The organism is Bacillus sp. PPSBB_2, assembly GCF_045291115.1.
Classification (GTDB): Bacteria; Bacillota; Bacilli; order Bacillales; family Bacillaceae_G; genus Bacillus_A; species Bacillus_A cereus.
In genome coordinates this window covers 4,398,551-4,413,797 of the sequence record NZ_CP147983.1, presented here as the reverse complement: position 1 = coordinate 4,413,797, position 15,247 = coordinate 4,398,551, and the positions used below count along the sequence as shown (strand labels likewise).

The following is a 15,247-nucleotide window of genomic DNA, read 5'->3' as shown; positions in this document are numbered from 1 at the left end:
ATAAATATTCTATTAAACTTTTAAATATACATTATTAGGGGGAAGAAAGATGAAGAAGTTAGTATCAATATCGTTTGCACTTATTTTAATTGTAAGTATATTCAGCGCTTGTAGTAATGAGGAATCGAAAGAAACAAAAGGAAATAAAAAAGTACTCGTAATGGGAACTTCAGCAGATTATAAACCTTATGAATATGTAGATGCGTCAAAGAGCGATGAAATTATTGGCTTTGATGTTGATGTTGCTAAATATATCGGAAAAGAACTTGGGTATGAAGTGAAAGTGAAAGATATGGATTTTGGTGGTTTATTAGCATCTCTTAGTTCAGGAAAAGTTGATTTCGTAATGGCAGGCATGACGCCAACTGCAGAGCGTAAAAATAATGTTGATTTTACAGATATTTATTTTGTTGCGAAAAACATGGTCGTTTCTAAAAAGGACTCTAACATTCAATCTGTAGAGGGTTTAAAAGGGAAAAAAGTAGGGGTACAAACAGGGTCTATTCAAGAAGAGAAAGCAGCAGAATTTAAAAAACAAGTAGATTTCCAAGTTGAGGGACGTGACCGTATACCAGAAATCGTACAAGAAATTAAAGCTGGTCGTTTTGACGCTGCAATTATAGAAGACACAGTTGCTAAAAATTATTTAGAGAAAATGAAAGATTTACAAGGAATTGAAATTAAAGAAGCACCAGAAGAAGTTGGAGCAGCAATTGCCCTTCCGAAAAACAGTGATAAAACAGCAGAATTTAATAAAGTAATTAAAAAAATGCAAGAAAATGGAGAAATGGATAAATTAGTGAAGAAATGGTTTGGCAGCGGAAAATAAGCTGCCTTTCACTTTTCTGTGAGGGGAATGAAAAGAATGAACTTAGATTTTTCGGCGATTACGCCTTCGATACCATATATACTAAAAGGTTTAGAAGTTACTTTGAAGATTGTAGCAGTATCAGCTTTAGCAGGATTTATTTTAGGAACGCTATTAGCACTTTGTAAAATTGCTAGAATACGAGCATTAAATATAGCAGCAGATTTTTATACATCAATTTTTCGTGGTACACCCCTTGTATTGCAATTAATGATTATTTATTTCGGCGTCCCACAAATAATTGGTTATGAAATACCAGCATTCTTAGCTGCTGTACTTGCATTTAGCTTGAATTCAGGTGCATACATGTCAGAAGTAATTCGTGCTGGTATTCAAGCGGTTGATAAAGGACAAACAGAAGCAGCAATGGCTTTAGGGATACCGTACGGAAAAATGATGAAAAATATTATTTTCCCTCAAGCATTAAAAAATATATTACCAGCGCTTGTGAACGAATTTGCGACACTTACGAAAGAATCGGCTGTAGTAACAGTAATAGGCGCGACTGATTTAATGCGTCGTGCTTACATTGTAGGCGGTGAGACATTTAAATATCTTGAACCATTACTTTTTGTTGGACTGATTTATTATATGTTAGTCATTATTCTTACATTAGTCGGGAAGGCAATTGAAGGGAGAATGAAGAAAAGTGATTAAAATTGAAAACCTTCATAAATCATTTGGTAAAAACGAAGTATTAAAAGGAATTACAACAACAATTGAAAAAGGGGAAGTAGTCGCAATTATAGGGCCTTCTGGATCAGGAAAATCAACATTTTTACGTTGTATGAATATGTTAGAAGCACCAACGGATGGTCACATTTGGATTGGGACGGAAGAAGTAACGAATCCGAAAACGAATGTTATGCATGTTCGTGAAAATGTCGGTATGGTATTTCAACATTTTCACTTATTTCCTCATATGACTGTATTAGAAAATATTACGTATGCTCCTATCAATGTAAAAGGGGTAACGAAGCAAGAAGCTGAAAAGAAAGCTGAGAAACTTTTAGAAAAGGTTGGATTAGTAGATAAAAAAGATACGTATCCAAATCGTCTTTCGGGAGGACAAAAGCAACGTGTAGCAATTGCAAGAGCGTTAGCGATGGAACCGGAAGTTATGTTATTTGATGAACCGACATCGGCGCTAGATCCAGAGATGGTGAAAGAAGTGTTAGAAGTTATGAAATCGTTAGTTACGACAGGAATGACGATGGCTATCGTTACACATGAAATGGGCTTTGCAAAAGAAGTGGCAGATCGTGTTCTTTTCTTGGACGGAGGAAAGCTTGTAGAAGATAGTGCGCCAGAAGAATTTTTTGCAGCGCCGAAAAGTGAACGTGCGCAACAATTTTTACAAAAAATATTGTAATATGAAAAGGTTATGTGAATAATAAGTAGAAAAGGATGACATTGTGTCATCCTTTTTTTATACTAGCTGTAAATACGTTTATACATATAGGAGTAATGATATGTTTAAAATTGGATACCGTACAGTAAAAACAGCAATAGGGACAGGCGCGGCAGTTTTTATTGCTCAGTTATTAGGGTTGGAATTTTATAGTTCAGCAGGTATTTTAGTTATTTTATGTGTACAAAATACGAAGCGCAAATCGCTTCAAGTGTCGTTACATCGTTTTCTAGCTTGTGTATTATCAATGGTATTCGCGTTTTGTATTTTTGAAACAATCGGCTATACACCACTTGCAATTAGCATATTGTTACTTACATTTATTCCGACTGCAGTAATGCTTAAAATTCAAGAAGGTATTGTCACGAGTTCAGTTATTGTTATGCATCTATATTCATTGAAGCAAATTACATGGCTTATAGTTGGAAATGAAATTGCTATATTAACGATAGGGATTAGTGTGGCGTTATTAGTAAATATGTATATGCCGAGTAGTGAAAATAAGCTAAAAGAGTATCAGGATAAAATAGAGAGTAATTTTAAAACGATTTTGTTTGAAATGGTTGTGTATTTACGAAATCGAGAAAGTAGTTGGAGTGGAGCAGAACTCATCGAAACCGAGAATATGTTAAATGAAGCAAGAGATTTATCGTTTAAAAAACTTGAGAATGCATTTATGCGAGAAGATGATTATTACTATCGTTATTTTAATATGCGTATGCAACAATTCGAAATTTTAGAGCGAATGATACCACTAGCAGCTTCTTTATCGTGGACATATGAACAAGCTGACATGATTGCAGATGTTGTTGAAAACATTGGTAATGCTATTAGCCCTGAGAGTACTGGCGTTATTTCCTTAAGGCAGCTTCAAGAAATGAGGGAATTATTTAGAGACATGCCATTGCCAGCTACACGCGAAGAATTTGAGATACGTGCGAAACTTGTTCAACTTGTGTATGAAATGGAACAATATTTACTCATTAAAAGTCGCTTTAAGGGAAAGGATAATATAAAAGAACTTATATAGAAGGTAGGAATTATCTATGCCGTATCTTCTCTCTATCATATTATGTCTTTCTTTATTGCCGATTTGGCCTCTTGGGGATAATCCACGTGCCGGAGATCCTTTTATTATTGTAAATAAAGCAACGAATAAATTAGCTTACATTGACGATGGAAAGATTCAAAAGGTTTTTCCAGTAGCGACAGGGAAAACGAATGAATTAACTCCAGAAGGAACTTTTGATGTTGTAATGAAAGCAAAGGATCCGTATTACATTGCGAAGGATATTCCAGGTGGATCGCCAAAAAATCCACTTGGGTCAAGGTGGATTGGATTTAATGCAAGAGGAACTGATGGAAGTAAATATGGAATACATGGAACAAACCAACCGAGTTCAATTGGAAAGTATATTTCACAAGGGTGTATAAGAATGAAGAAAAACGATGTGGAATATTTGTTTGATCGCATTCCAATTGGAACGAAAGTATGGATTGTGAAATCGAAAAAATCATTTCAGCAATTGGCAAAAGAAAAAGGAGCCGTTGCATATGAAAAAGCCAACGAAAAGGTTGGCTTTTTCTATTATAATAAGTTGTCTTGACATGTGTACATAACCGTGCGTTAATGAGAATATAGAAAGATAAAATTAGATAAAGGGGTTGCTCATATGTACTTGAATCCAAAACTTTCGTATATGCAGTTTTTTATGGGATTTCTATTTGTTATTACATTCATATTGGCAACTTTTAATATATGTTCTTATCTTGTAGCGATTGTATGTATGGCATTACTTAATCTAACTTTTGTTATTGGAGCATTTCAGCAGAAACAATATACAAGTTTTGTAATAGCACTTGTAATGTCATTTTCCTTTAGTATTGTAGCGATTGTGTTTTATATAAAATAAACCATCTCGATGTCGAGATGGTTTATTTTGTCATGTGTAAAAAGTAAAAAAAGGACGAACACATCGCCCTTTTTACCAAAACATACTCGCGCCAGCAAGTAATGTTGTTACAAGCATAGAAATCAGCATCACATAAACCATAACTTTTTGAGCTTTTTTATGCATCGTTATACCTCCTTGCAAATCAGTACAATTTCATTGTAACGAGAAATGAAATTATGGACAAGGGGAGAGTGAGGACAAAATTCGGGAGGGGATTGCAAAATATAACAGGAAATTTGAGTGTGTATAGAGAATATAGTAAAAGGGTATATTGTTAATTTTTAGTTGGGCAAGCTGAAGAATGGAGATACGATGATGAAAATATACGAAACAGATCGTTTATACTTAAGGGAAATTGATGAGTCGTATGCTGAAACAGTTCTTCAATATTACGACAGAAATCGTGAATTTTTAAAAGCTTGGGAAGAGTATAGACCGGATGATTTTTTTACGCTAGATTATCAAAAGAAAAAGTTGCAAAAGGATAGAAAAGAGTTCGAAGAAGGGAAAATCATCAGACTATGGATTTTTAAAAAGGGTGATGATACGAAAATAATTGGGTGTATTTCATTTAATTTAATCGTTCGTGGCATTTATCAATCTTGTGTACTCAGTTATAAATTAGATAAAGCAGAGTTAAACAAAGGGTATACGACAGAAGCGCTTAGAAAAGCAATTCAAGTTGCTTTTGGGGAATTTCAGTTACATCGTATAGAAGCTCCGATTATGCCTCGTAATTTAGCATCTATACAAGTAGTAACGAAGATAGGTTTTCAATATGAAGGCGTGTCTAGGAAGATGTTAATGGTAAATGGCGTGTGGGAAGATCATATGCGCTGGGTATTGTTAAATGAGTAATAGAAAGCAGATGGTTATCTAGACATGTAAACCATCTGTTTTTTGTCTTGTATTTCGAAACTTTTGCGAAATTCTGTTATAATTAATAGTGTTACATACATAATGGTAGTGCAGGAGGCGCAGTCTTATGATTAATCAAGAACGTTTAGTAAATGAATTTATGGAATTAGTACAAGTAGATTCTGAAACGAAATTTGAAGCAGAAATCTGCAAAGTATTAACGAAGAAATTTACAGATTTAGGTGTAGAAGTATTTGAAGATGACACAATGGCTGTAACTGGTCATGGTGCAGGTAACTTAATTTGTACTTTACCAGCAACAAAAGATGGTGTTGATACAATTTACTTTACTTCTCATATGGATACAGTAGTTCCTGGTAATGGAATTAAGCCTTCTATTAAAGATGGATATATCGTATCAGATGGTACAACAATTTTAGGTGCGGATGATAAAGCTGGATTAGCATCAATGTTCGAAGCAATCCGTGTTTTAAAAGAGAAAAATATCCCTCATGGTAAAATAGAATTTATTATTACAGTCGGAGAAGAATCAGGTCTTGTTGGTGCAAAAGCATTAGACCGTGAGCGTATTACAGCGAAATATGGCTACGCATTAGATAGCGATGGAAAAGTTGGTGAAATCGTTGTTGCAGCTCCAACACAAGCGAAAGTGAACGCAATTATTCGCGGGAAAACAGCTCACGCTGGTGTAGCGCCAGAGAAAGGTGTATCTGCAATTACTATCGCAGCGAAAGCAATTGCGAAGATGCCACTTGGTCGCATTGACTCTGAAACGACTGCAAATATTGGACGTTTTGAAGGTGGTACACAAACGAATATCGTTTGCGATCATGTACAAATCTTTGCAGAAGCTCGTTCTTTAATTAATGAGAAAATGGAAGCACAAGTTGCGAAAATGAAAGAAGCATTTGAAACAACTGCAAAAGAAATGGGCGGTCATGCAGACGTTGAAGTAAACGTTATGTACCCAGGATTTAAATTTGCTGATGGCGATCACGTTGTAGAAGTTGCAAAACGTGCAGCTGAAAAAATTGGTCGTACACCTTCTCTTCACCAAAGTGGTGGCGGAAGTGATGCAAACGTAATTGCAGGACATGGTATCCCAACAGTTAACTTAGCGGTTGGTTATGAAGAAATTCATACAACAAACGAGAAGATTCCTGTTGAAGAATTAGCAAAAACAGCAGAATTAGTTGTTGCAATTATTGAAGAAGTAGCGAAGTAATGGAATAGAAAAAGCGTGTAAATCAATTGTGATTTACACGCTTTTTATTTTGATTCGATTGCTTTGACAAGACGTATAAGCCAATATAAGAAAACCTATGGAAGTATATACGTTGTTGCTACATGTACTAGACGAAGGAATAATCCTAACGTATTCATATTGAAAATCGGAAGTAGTAAATAATTAATTGCAATGATTAATATAACTACAAGGAATGTATAATTGAGTTTATCCCGCTATTTGCCGGACAGTAAGACCCCTACCTCAAAATTCAGCGAAAGTAAAGAAGTTAGGTGGGGGCCCTGCTGCCCGTAAAAGTCCGATTAGTGAGAGTTGATTAAAGTTTCGATTTATATCGATTATAAAAAAGAACAAGTAATTATTATAACTATTGTGCAAAATTTGATATAATAAAAGAACGAACGTTCTGATTAGGGAGTGAGTACTATGCGAGAAATGTATCCGAAAAATGGTCGTGTTATTTTACATGTAGATATGAATTGCTTTTTCGCATCTGTTGAAATTGCTCATGATCCATCATTACAAGGAAAGCCATTAGCGGTTGCTGGAAATGAAAAAGAGAGAAAAGGAATTATTATAACATGTAGTTATGAGGCGAGAGAATACGGAATACGTACGACGATGCCCCTTTGGGAAGCGAAAAGGTTATGCCCGCAATTAGTTGTAAGGCGTCCTAATTTCACATTATATCGCGAAGCTTCATTTCAAATGTTTCAAGTCCTTTCTCGTTTTACAGAAAAGATACAACCAGTCTCAATAGATGAAGGATATTTAGATATTACAGATTGCTACGCACTTGGTTCGCCTCTTGAAATAGCAAAGATGATTCAACAAGCACTATTAACAGAGTTGCAGCTTCCGTGTAGTATCGGAATCGCTCCAAATCTTTTCCTAGCAAAAACAGCTTCTGATATGAAAAAACCTCTCGGTATTACCGTACTTCGAAAACGTGATATTCCAGAAATGATTTGGCCACTTTCAGTTGAAGCAATGCATGGGATTGGAGAAAAAACAGCTGAAAAATTAAATGAAATTCATATACATACAATTGAACAGTTAGCGAAGGGAGACGAGCATATCATTCGCGCTAAAATTGGCAAGCACGGTATTGATTTACAAAAGCGTGCAAAAGGTACGGATGATAGGGAAGTGGATCCGAGTCAAATGGGCCAACATAAAAGTGTCGGTAACTCGATGACTTTTTCAAAGGATATGGATGAAGAGAAAGAATTACTTGATATGTTAGAACGGTTATCAAAATCAGTGAGTAAAAGATTACAAAAGCGAACCCTTGTCAGCTATAATATTCAAATTATGATTAAATACCATGATAGGCGAACAGTAACACGGAGTAAGCAATTGAAAAATGCAATTTGGGAAGAACGCGATATTTTTCAAGCAGCATCCCGTTTATGGAAGCAACATTGGGATGGTGATTCCGTTCGTTTACTAGGTGTTACAGCTACTGAAATAGAGTGGAAGACAGAATCGGTGAAACAATTAGATTTATTTTCATTTGAAGAGGATGCGAAAAAAGAACCACTACTTGCTGTCATTGATCAAATTAACGATAAGTATGGAACACCGATTTTACAACGAGGTAGTCAACTACTACGTAAGCAAGAGAAGTCGTTTCAACAAAAGTTAGAAAATAAGTTTATGTAGAAGGTGTCATGAAGTAGTAAAATCATGACACCTTTCCTATTATACAGGCACCAAGTGATACGAGAGCATTTGTCCGTAACCCAGCCATTCGGTGTCTCCATTGTCTTTCCATTCCAATGCAAGCTCCTACAATAATTGCTATAACTAACCTGAATACAATGTCGTACCATACCATCATGGTCACCTCCATATATAATATGTGTTATGTTTTTTAGAATGAGCGGGGGATACCCACTCATTCTTATTTTTACAACCAGCTATGAAACTTTTTAATATAAAGCTTTTTCAGGAATTGTGTTAAAAAAGCGTAGCCTAATAGTATTCCTACTAACCAAGGGAAATAGTTAAGTGGCAATGCTTGTAAACCAACGGCTGTACCAAGTGGTGAGAATGGAATATAAATCCCAATTGCCATAATAAGAGCGGTTAATAAAACGACTGGTGTTGATGCAGTGCTTTGAATAAATGGAATCTTTTGTGTTCTTATCATGTGAACAATTAAAGTTTGTGTTAACAATCCAACGACAAACCAACCGGACTGGAATAATGATTGCTCGCTCGATGTATTTGCACCAAATACATTCCACATGACTACGTATGTGATAATATCAAATATAGAACTAATTGGGCCGATACAAATAATGAAGTTTCGTAAGTTTGCAGTATCCCATTTTCGTGGTTTTTCTAGAAACTCTTTATCCATTTTGTCCCATGGAATAGAAAGTTGTGAAATATCATAAAGTAAGTTTTGAATTAAAAGATGAATGGCAAGCATCGGTAAAAAAGGAATGAAAGCACTTGCTACTAACACGCTAAACACATTACCGAAGTTAGAGCTAGCTGTCATCTTAATATATTTTAAAATATTTCCGAATGTAGTACGTCCTTCTAAAATCCCTGCTTCTAATATAGTTAAACTTTTTTCGAGTAGAATAATATCGGAAGCTTCTTTCGCAATATCAGTAGCAGTATCAACGGATATTCCGACATCAGCTTCACGTAATGCTACAGCATCGTTAATGCCGTCTCCCATGTAACCTACAGTGTGTCCATTTCCTTGTAATGCGTGTATAATACGAGATTTTTGCATGGGATTAAGCTTCGCAAATACAGTCGTTTCTTCGGCAAGTCTTGCTAATGCTTTATCTGGTAAAGAATCAATCTCGTAACCGAGGATTGGTTCGCAGATATCTAATCCAACTTCTATACAAACCTTTCTTGTAACAATTTCGTTATCGCCAGTTAAAATTTTCACTTGTACACCATGTTTTTGTAATGCTTGAATTGCAGCTGCTGCAGATGGTTTCGGTGGATCTAAAAAGCCGATATATCCAGCGAGAATCATATCAGTTTCGTCTTTTACTGCGTACTCTGTATCATTTATTCTTCTATCTTTTTTATAAGCAACAGCAATAACCCGCATACCTTCACTATTTAGTGTCTCACTTAGTTTTTTGACATTTGAACGTATTTCCTCGGTGAGTGGAACGATTTTTTCATCCACTTCAGTGTAGTTACAAATTGATAAAATTTCTTCTACGGCACCTTTACAAACCATTGTATGTTCACCTGAAATATCCTTTACGATGACTGACATACGCCGGCGGGCGAAATCGAATGGAATTTCATCTAGCTTTTGAAAAGCTGATGGATTAAATGTATTGTTTTCCTCTGTATGCTTAATAACAGCTTTATCTATTAAATTTTTCAATCCAGTTTGATAGAAACTATTTAAATAGGCAAATTGCAAGACGCGATTGCATTCATTTCCCTTGGGATCTAAGTGACGAACAAGGACAACTTTATCTTCTGTTAAAGTTCCGGTTTTATCTGTACAAAGAATGTTCATAGCACCTAAGTTTTGAATAGAATTTAGCTGTTTTACAATTACTTTTTGTTTAGACATGTTAACGGCACCTTTAGCTAAATTAGCAGTTACAATCATCGGTAACATTTCAGGTGTAAGGCCGACAGCGACGGCAATAGCGAAGAAGAAAGCTTCTTGCCAATCACCTTTTGTGAATCCATTAATGAGAAGGACAATAGGTGCCATAATAAGCATGAATGTAATTAAGAGCCAGCTTACTTTGTTTACACCTTTATCAAAGCTTGTTTCTACACGCTTTCCAATTACCTTATTGGCTAAAGAGCCGAAATACGTATCGGTACTTGTTGAGATGACAACAGCTTTTGCGCTACCACTTACAATATTTGTTCCCATGAAACAAAGGTTTTCCATATCGAGTGGATTGTAATTTTTTTTCATGTTTGTCGGTAAGATATGCTTATTTTCTGTATGGTAGCAGTGTTCGTATTTTTCTACAGGAAGTGCTTCCCCTGTTAAAGAAGATTGATTAACAAATAAATCTTTAGCGGATACAATACGCACATCAGCTGGAACGATATCACCGGCTGAAAGGGAAATGATATCGCCAGGTACAAGTTCCTCAATTGGAATTTCTGTTGTGTAATTTCGATTTAAATTCGTTACATTTTTTGTTTCATGTACAAATCCATTTATTCTAAATACGCTCGCAGTTGTTCGAACCATAGCCTTTAACTTATCGGCAGCTTTTTGAGAACGAAATTCTTGGGAAAACCGAATTGTTGCACTAAGTAGTACCATTGCAGATACGACAATTGTTCCTTGCATATCATCAGTGAAAAAGGAGAGTGCTCCAAGAGCTAATAAAACGAAAATAAATGGATTTTTAAATGCCGACAGAAATTGAATGTACCACGGTGCCATTTTATTATGAGCTATTTCGTTCGGACCATATAAAGAAAGTCTACGAGACGCTTCTTGTTTAGATAATCCATCTTGTGTTGTTTCTAAAAGTTTTAACGCAGAGCTTACATCTTGTGTTGCAACCTCCACTAATAATTCGTTATTTGTTTTCATGCTATCTTGCTCATAAGCATGCTTTGTTTCTTGTCTTTGTAAATTAAACATCGGTAGTTCCTCCTCTGTCATGAAGGAGGAAACAATCTGTTACCTAACTATTTGAAATGGTGAGGAACAGTTTCTTTCCTACCTACATGATGAAATATGAATGTAAAACGTATGGGTATCTGGGCCGAATCATCAATTGCCAACTGTTCCTCACCTCCGTACAATTTAGTAGTTTCTGAATATGCTATGTTTGTTTCATAGTAAGGTGCATATAGACGTAAAAAGACCTTTACTCAAAACGAGTAAAGGTCTGAATTCGCAGTTAAAAGAGTCCACAACAAAGACTGTTAGTAGACATAAATAAAAACAGTTTTTGTGTATGACAAAATACATGCACCTCTCCCTCGTTGAGTTTTAGCACTGTATAGCATAGGTACTGAAACCAGCTACATTAAAAAAGGCCTTCATTCCGACCTTTCCTGTTGACCCATTGGCGTCTCTCGACATTTTTGGGCAGCAGCGTTTCTCTATACAGGAGCCTCACCTAACAGAGACCATATTCAATTACATGTTGAATGTTAGCACTGTAAAATTGTAGTGTCAATATCTTTTTTATCTGTGTTTTTAAAATATTAAACGGATTTATAATAGATATGTGGGATGAAATGTATGATATTGATTATAAATAATATGAAAAATAAATATTTTTATAAAAGTCTAGTGGTAATAAGTCAAGAGTAAAACAAGACTGATTTTTTCTAGGTGCGATTTTTTCAGCATACGGAAATAGACCCGACCAAAAATGAAATTTTTTCGGGCCGTTTCCAAGATTGCGTCAATAACAAAGTGTTATTTTTCTATCACGCTCCTTGGTGGCGTGTAGAGTTGATGGTTACGTAGTAGCGTATCCACCAGACGCACAAATTTTCTTGCGGTTAAGACGATGGCTCTTTTGTGTTGATGTTTGGGTGTTTCTTTGTATTTCTTTTGATAAAATGCTTGATATTCAGGCAAATATCTTCTTACTGAATTGGCAGCCTCAACTAAGTAATAGCGAAGATAACGATTGCCTTGTTTGGTTAAGGGCGTATTTTCAGACNGACATCTAATCCGACAAATAAGTTCATTTGGAAGGACCTCCTTTCATTGGTTATTTGGAATATGCTTCGATACTATGGGATTTCCCAGAAGCTCATTGCGTAACCACAACCTCGCCTACGAGAATACAATGACAACTTTTGGGGGCTACCTTTTGAACTACTATCCAAAAGCCCAATCAGTTATCGAAACAGCTAGTGTGTTGGTAGTGATAGCAATGGCTCGGGTAACAGACTTTTTATCGTAGACAGAGCTACAGGGGAAATGAGCAAATTCCCGATAGATCCTTTCCATACATCCATTGTATCTGGGAAATTCAATAATATCGAAACAAATTCCGTAAGGAATCTTGTTATCTATTTTTTTTAAAATCAGGGTAATTAGAAAGCAGAAATACTGATCTAAACTATATTCTACGAGGGGAATTTGTAATGGTACCACAAAATTTTATTATAAATATTGAGAATCAAAAGTGGTTGTTTAATGAGCAGGAAGATTTATGTTCTCACGGGGAAATTTATTTAAATGTGGATGGAACGATTATTACACAAACAGGTATGGATGAGGAATGGGGAATAAGTGAATCAGCTTTAGCTCTGTTACGAACTTTAGATAAAGAATATATTTGTGATATTGAAAATGAAGAGGGGCTTATTTTGCACGGATGTGGCACTATGCTCATGTTAGGATGCCCAATTTCAATTCATTGGACTATAAACCATATAGGTGAAAATGTGGTTTTAAAGGATTTTGTCAAAGTTATTTCTACTAATCAAAAGGCTATATACTATGAAGGGCTTCATATAGAAGTAAATGAAAATGAATATAGAAAACAAATTGTTTCTTTTGCGCTACAGGCAAAAGAATTATTCAATAAATCAAGTGAAAAGATAATTTTAAATGAGTTTGAGCGAAGTATGTATACCGACTTTTGGATGGAATATGATCATTTGTTAAATAAGTATAAATAAAAAAGCACTGTAACCAGTGCTTTTTTATTATAGATTACGAGATTGTAGGGTTTTCAAAAATAACAATCTCTGAACTGTTTGTAGTTGAAACGCGTTGGGCGTAATATGTTAAAGCTGAAGAAATATATGCTGGTAACGTATCATTTGTATGTGATGTTGTATATTCATGGATTAATTCCTTTAAAGTTGTCCATTCTAATTGTGCTGGGTGATCAGACACGAAAGAACTTACCCAGCGATCAAATGAAGATGAAAAATCAGTTTGTAAACGAAATACTTCTTTCATAATAAAACGCTCCCTTAAAATGTAGTATAATTATTTTAACACAAAACACGAACGATAGCTAAATTTTTTGAGTATAACGTTCGTGTTATATAGTTGTCTAGATGTTTGGTTATGTAAATTCAATTTGCCATTTGAAATAACATTCCGTAAGATGAGAGATAGAGTATATTTAGAGCTGGAGGAAAGAAAGTGGAATTTGTATTTTTAGGAACTGGTGCAGGTGTTCCTTCAAAAGGAAGGAACGTTTCAGCAATTGCTTTACAATTGTTAGAAGAACGAGGACAAACTTGGTTATTTGATTGTGGTGAGGCCACGCAACATCAAATATTACATACATCTGTACGTCCGCGCCGCATTGAAAAAATATTTATTACGCATTTACATGGCGATCATATTTTTGGATTGCCTGGTTTATTAGGTAGCCGTTCATTTCAAGGAGGAACTACGCCTTTAACGGTGTATGGACCGAAAGGAATTAAACAATTTATTGAAGTGGCATTATCGGTAAGTACGACACATGTGAAATATCCACTTGAAGTTGTGGAGATAACAGAAGAAGGTACCGTATTTGAAGATAATGAATTTTATGTAGAAACGAAAAGATTGTCACACGGTATAGAATGCTTTGGATATCGTATTGTAGAGAAAGATATACAAGGTGCTCTTTTAGTTGATAAGTTGCTTGAGATGGGTGTGAAACCAGGTCCAATCTTTAAACGTTTAAAAGATGGTGAAGTAGTTGAATTAGAGGATGGCACGATATTAAATGGAAATGAGTTTATCGGCCCACCTCAAAAAGGAAGAATTATTACTATCTTAGGTGATACGCGATATTGCGAAGCGAGTAGGGAGCTTGCGCAAGATGCAGATGTACTTGTCCATGAAGCGACTTTCGCAGCAGAAGATGAGCAACAAGCGTATGATTATTTTCATTCTACATCTAAGCAAGCTGCGAGCATTGCACTTCAGGCAAATGCGAAGCGACTAATATTAACTCACATTAGTTCTCGCTATCAAGGAGATACATATAAGGAATTATTGAAAGAGGCTAGAGAGTTGTTTTCTAATACAGAAATAGCGACAGATTTGAAATCATTCCCAGTAGAAAAATAATTATTTTGTAAAAAATGGTAACAGCGGATTACCATTTTTTTATGTCTAAAAAAATTTAAAAATAAAACTGTTATTATTTTATACTTATACTTGGATGATACAGAAAATTAGGATGGTTTGAATATATAGGATAAAAATACGAAATAATGATTATTTAGAAAAACTGTTATATAAGTCAGATGACATACAAGTGATACAAATAGCAGAAATGGACTTTTATTCAGAACTTTTAAAATTCAACAAAAGTAAGCGTTTTATAAAAAACAAGCTATAATGAGGGCAGATTATAATTTATGATAAGTCGCATGTATTTTAGTCATTATCGTAACAAGTGAAGTTGACTAAATCATGAGAGAGTAACACGAGAATTATAATAGGAAAGATATTACTATTATTTGTCATAAGTCTTTTTCACTTTTTAGCTAAACGATATGATTAGCAAGTGTAGCTATTGCGAGTTCCTTAGTAGAAGCTTTTTATTAATAAGGTAGTGGAGATTTAATTGGTACACCACTCTTTAAAAGAGTTCAGAACATCAGCAGGTAGTCTAGGCGGAATAGCGGGTGCAAATTTAGTTGCATTAGCAATGGTTATATCACTTGTTTATGCTATGCTTGCAATGACTTCTGTGTTAAACTTTGGATTGCTACCAGACTTTATTCTGGATTATCTTGTATCATTTTTAAATGAAAATAATGCTAAGATTCTTATGTATTATGATAACTGGTATTATTTCAGGTTATATTGGATTACTTTTATTCAAAAACTATCCAATTCGTACAGCAGAACAAATTCGTGGTACAACTGGAAAAGCGACAGATGTAGCAGCTTAATAGAATAGTAGAATAAATTTTTTCATAGA

At 35.0% G+C, this 15,247-nt stretch carries 14 protein-coding genes, 2 pseudogenes and 1 riboswitch; of the genes and pseudogenes, 11 read left to right on the top strand and 5 right to left on the bottom strand.

Going from position 1 to position 15,247, the window contains the following annotated elements; all coding sequences use genetic code 11:
* Positions 1–49: 49 nt before the first annotated feature.
* The 6 genes from V6946_RS22150 (at position 50) to V6946_RS22125 (ending at position 4,192) form a co-directional block, all read left to right on the top strand.
* A complete protein-coding gene (locus V6946_RS22150; protein WP_000737667.1) occupies positions 50–829 on the top strand; it encodes a transporter substrate-binding domain-containing protein in 780 nt (259 codons plus the stop codon).
* Between the two features lie 36 nt (positions 830–865).
* Positions 866–1,525 carry an amino acid ABC transporter permease gene (locus V6946_RS22145; protein ID WP_366981587.1) on the top strand — a complete coding sequence of 220 codons (660 nt, stop codon included), beginning with the start codon at positions 866–868 and terminating at the stop codon, positions 1,523–1,525.
* Positions 1,518–2,240 (top strand): amino acid ABC transporter ATP-binding protein, encoded by a 723-nt coding sequence (locus V6946_RS22140; RefSeq protein ID WP_000590202.1) that lies wholly within the window; start codon positions 1,518–1,520, stop codon positions 2,238–2,240. Before V6946_RS22145 ends, V6946_RS22140 begins: the two co-directional genes overlap by 8 nt.
* Positions 2,241–2,340: 100 nt before the next feature.
* Positions 2,341–3,309 carry an aromatic acid exporter family protein gene (locus V6946_RS22135; protein ID WP_000472671.1) on the top strand — a complete coding sequence of 323 codons (969 nt, stop codon included), beginning with the start codon at positions 2,341–2,343 and terminating at the stop codon, positions 3,307–3,309.
* Positions 3,310–3,325: 16 nt separating this feature from the next.
* Positions 3,326–3,886 carry a L,D-transpeptidase gene (locus V6946_RS22130; protein WP_006921495.1) on the top strand — a complete coding sequence of 187 codons (561 nt, stop codon included), beginning with the start codon at positions 3,326–3,328 and terminating at the stop codon, positions 3,884–3,886.
* Positions 3,887–3,952: 66 nt separating this feature from the next.
* Complete coding sequence (locus V6946_RS22125; protein ID WP_000281167.1) at positions 3,953–4,192, top strand: DUF3894 domain-containing protein; 240 nt, start codon at positions 3,953–3,955, stop codon at positions 4,190–4,192.
* Between the two features lie 72 nt (positions 4,193–4,264).
* Here the strand turns inward: V6946_RS22125 and prli42 are convergent, their stop codons facing one another.
* The gene (prli42, locus tag V6946_RS22120; RefSeq protein WP_000549040.1) at positions 4,265–4,357 is read right to left on the bottom strand and encodes a stressosome-associated protein Prli42; all 93 of its coding nucleotides are present in this window, start codon (positions 4,355–4,357) and stop codon (positions 4,265–4,267) included.
* Positions 4,358–4,546: 189 nt separating this feature from the next.
* Between prli42 and V6946_RS22115 the strand changes: the two genes are divergently transcribed.
* The 3 genes from V6946_RS22115 (at position 4,547) to V6946_RS22105 (ending at position 8,024) form a co-directional block, all read left to right on the top strand.
* On the top strand, positions 4,547–5,092 hold the full coding sequence (locus tag V6946_RS22115; RefSeq protein WP_001987197.1) for a GNAT family N-acetyltransferase: 546 nt from the start codon (positions 4,547–4,549) through the stop codon (positions 5,090–5,092).
* Between the two features lie 127 nt (positions 5,093–5,219).
* On the top strand, positions 5,220–6,338 hold the full coding sequence (locus V6946_RS22110) for a tripeptidase T (RefSeq protein ID WP_000609803.1): 1,119 nt from the start codon (positions 5,220–5,222) through the stop codon (positions 6,336–6,338).
* Between the two features lie 447 nt (positions 6,339–6,785).
* On the top strand, positions 6,786–8,024 hold the full coding sequence (locus tag V6946_RS22105) for a DNA polymerase IV (protein ID WP_001208858.1): 1,239 nt from the start codon (positions 6,786–6,788) through the stop codon (positions 8,022–8,024).
* Positions 8,025–8,064: 40 nt separating this feature from the next.
* Here V6946_RS22105 and V6946_RS22100 read toward each other — a convergent pair.
* The 3 genes and pseudogenes from V6946_RS22100 to V6946_RS22090 form a co-directional block, all read right to left on the bottom strand.
* A pseudogene (locus V6946_RS22100) lies at positions 8,065–8,199 on the bottom strand (MgtC/SapB family protein); the annotation flags it as partial.
* 72 nt (positions 8,200–8,271) lie between these two features.
* On the bottom strand, positions 8,272–10,977 hold the full coding sequence (gene mgtA, locus V6946_RS22095) for a magnesium-translocating P-type ATPase (protein ID WP_006921493.1): 2,706 nt from the start codon (positions 10,975–10,977) through the stop codon (positions 8,272–8,274).
* Positions 10,978–11,308: 331 nt separating this feature from the next.
* A riboswitch (M-box (ykoK) riboswitch) is annotated at positions 11,309–11,476 on the bottom strand.
* A gap of 290 nt (positions 11,477–11,766) precedes the next feature.
* Positions 11,767–12,015 (bottom strand): annotated as a pseudogene (locus V6946_RS22090) (transposase); the annotation flags it as partial.
* A 431-nt stretch (positions 12,016–12,446) separates the two neighbouring features.
* Here V6946_RS22090 and V6946_RS22085 point away from each other — a divergent pair.
* Positions 12,447–12,986, top strand: coding sequence for a hypothetical protein (locus V6946_RS22085; RefSeq protein WP_006921492.1), 540 nt, complete (start codon positions 12,447–12,449; stop codon positions 12,984–12,986).
* 34 nt (positions 12,987–13,020) lie between these two features.
* On the opposite strand, the gene V6946_RS22080 is transcribed toward V6946_RS22085, so the two are convergent.
* Positions 13,021–13,272, bottom strand: a complete 252-nt coding sequence (locus tag V6946_RS22080; RefSeq protein WP_000665709.1) for a DUF3932 family protein — start codon at positions 13,270–13,272, stop codon at positions 13,021–13,023.
* A 189-nt stretch (positions 13,273–13,461) separates the two neighbouring features.
* Between V6946_RS22080 and rnz the strand changes: the two genes are divergently transcribed.
* On the top strand, positions 13,462–14,385 hold the full coding sequence (gene rnz / locus V6946_RS22075; protein ID WP_000397455.1) for a ribonuclease Z: 924 nt from the start codon (positions 13,462–13,464) through the stop codon (positions 14,383–14,385).
* Positions 14,386–15,247: the final 862 nt, after the last annotated feature.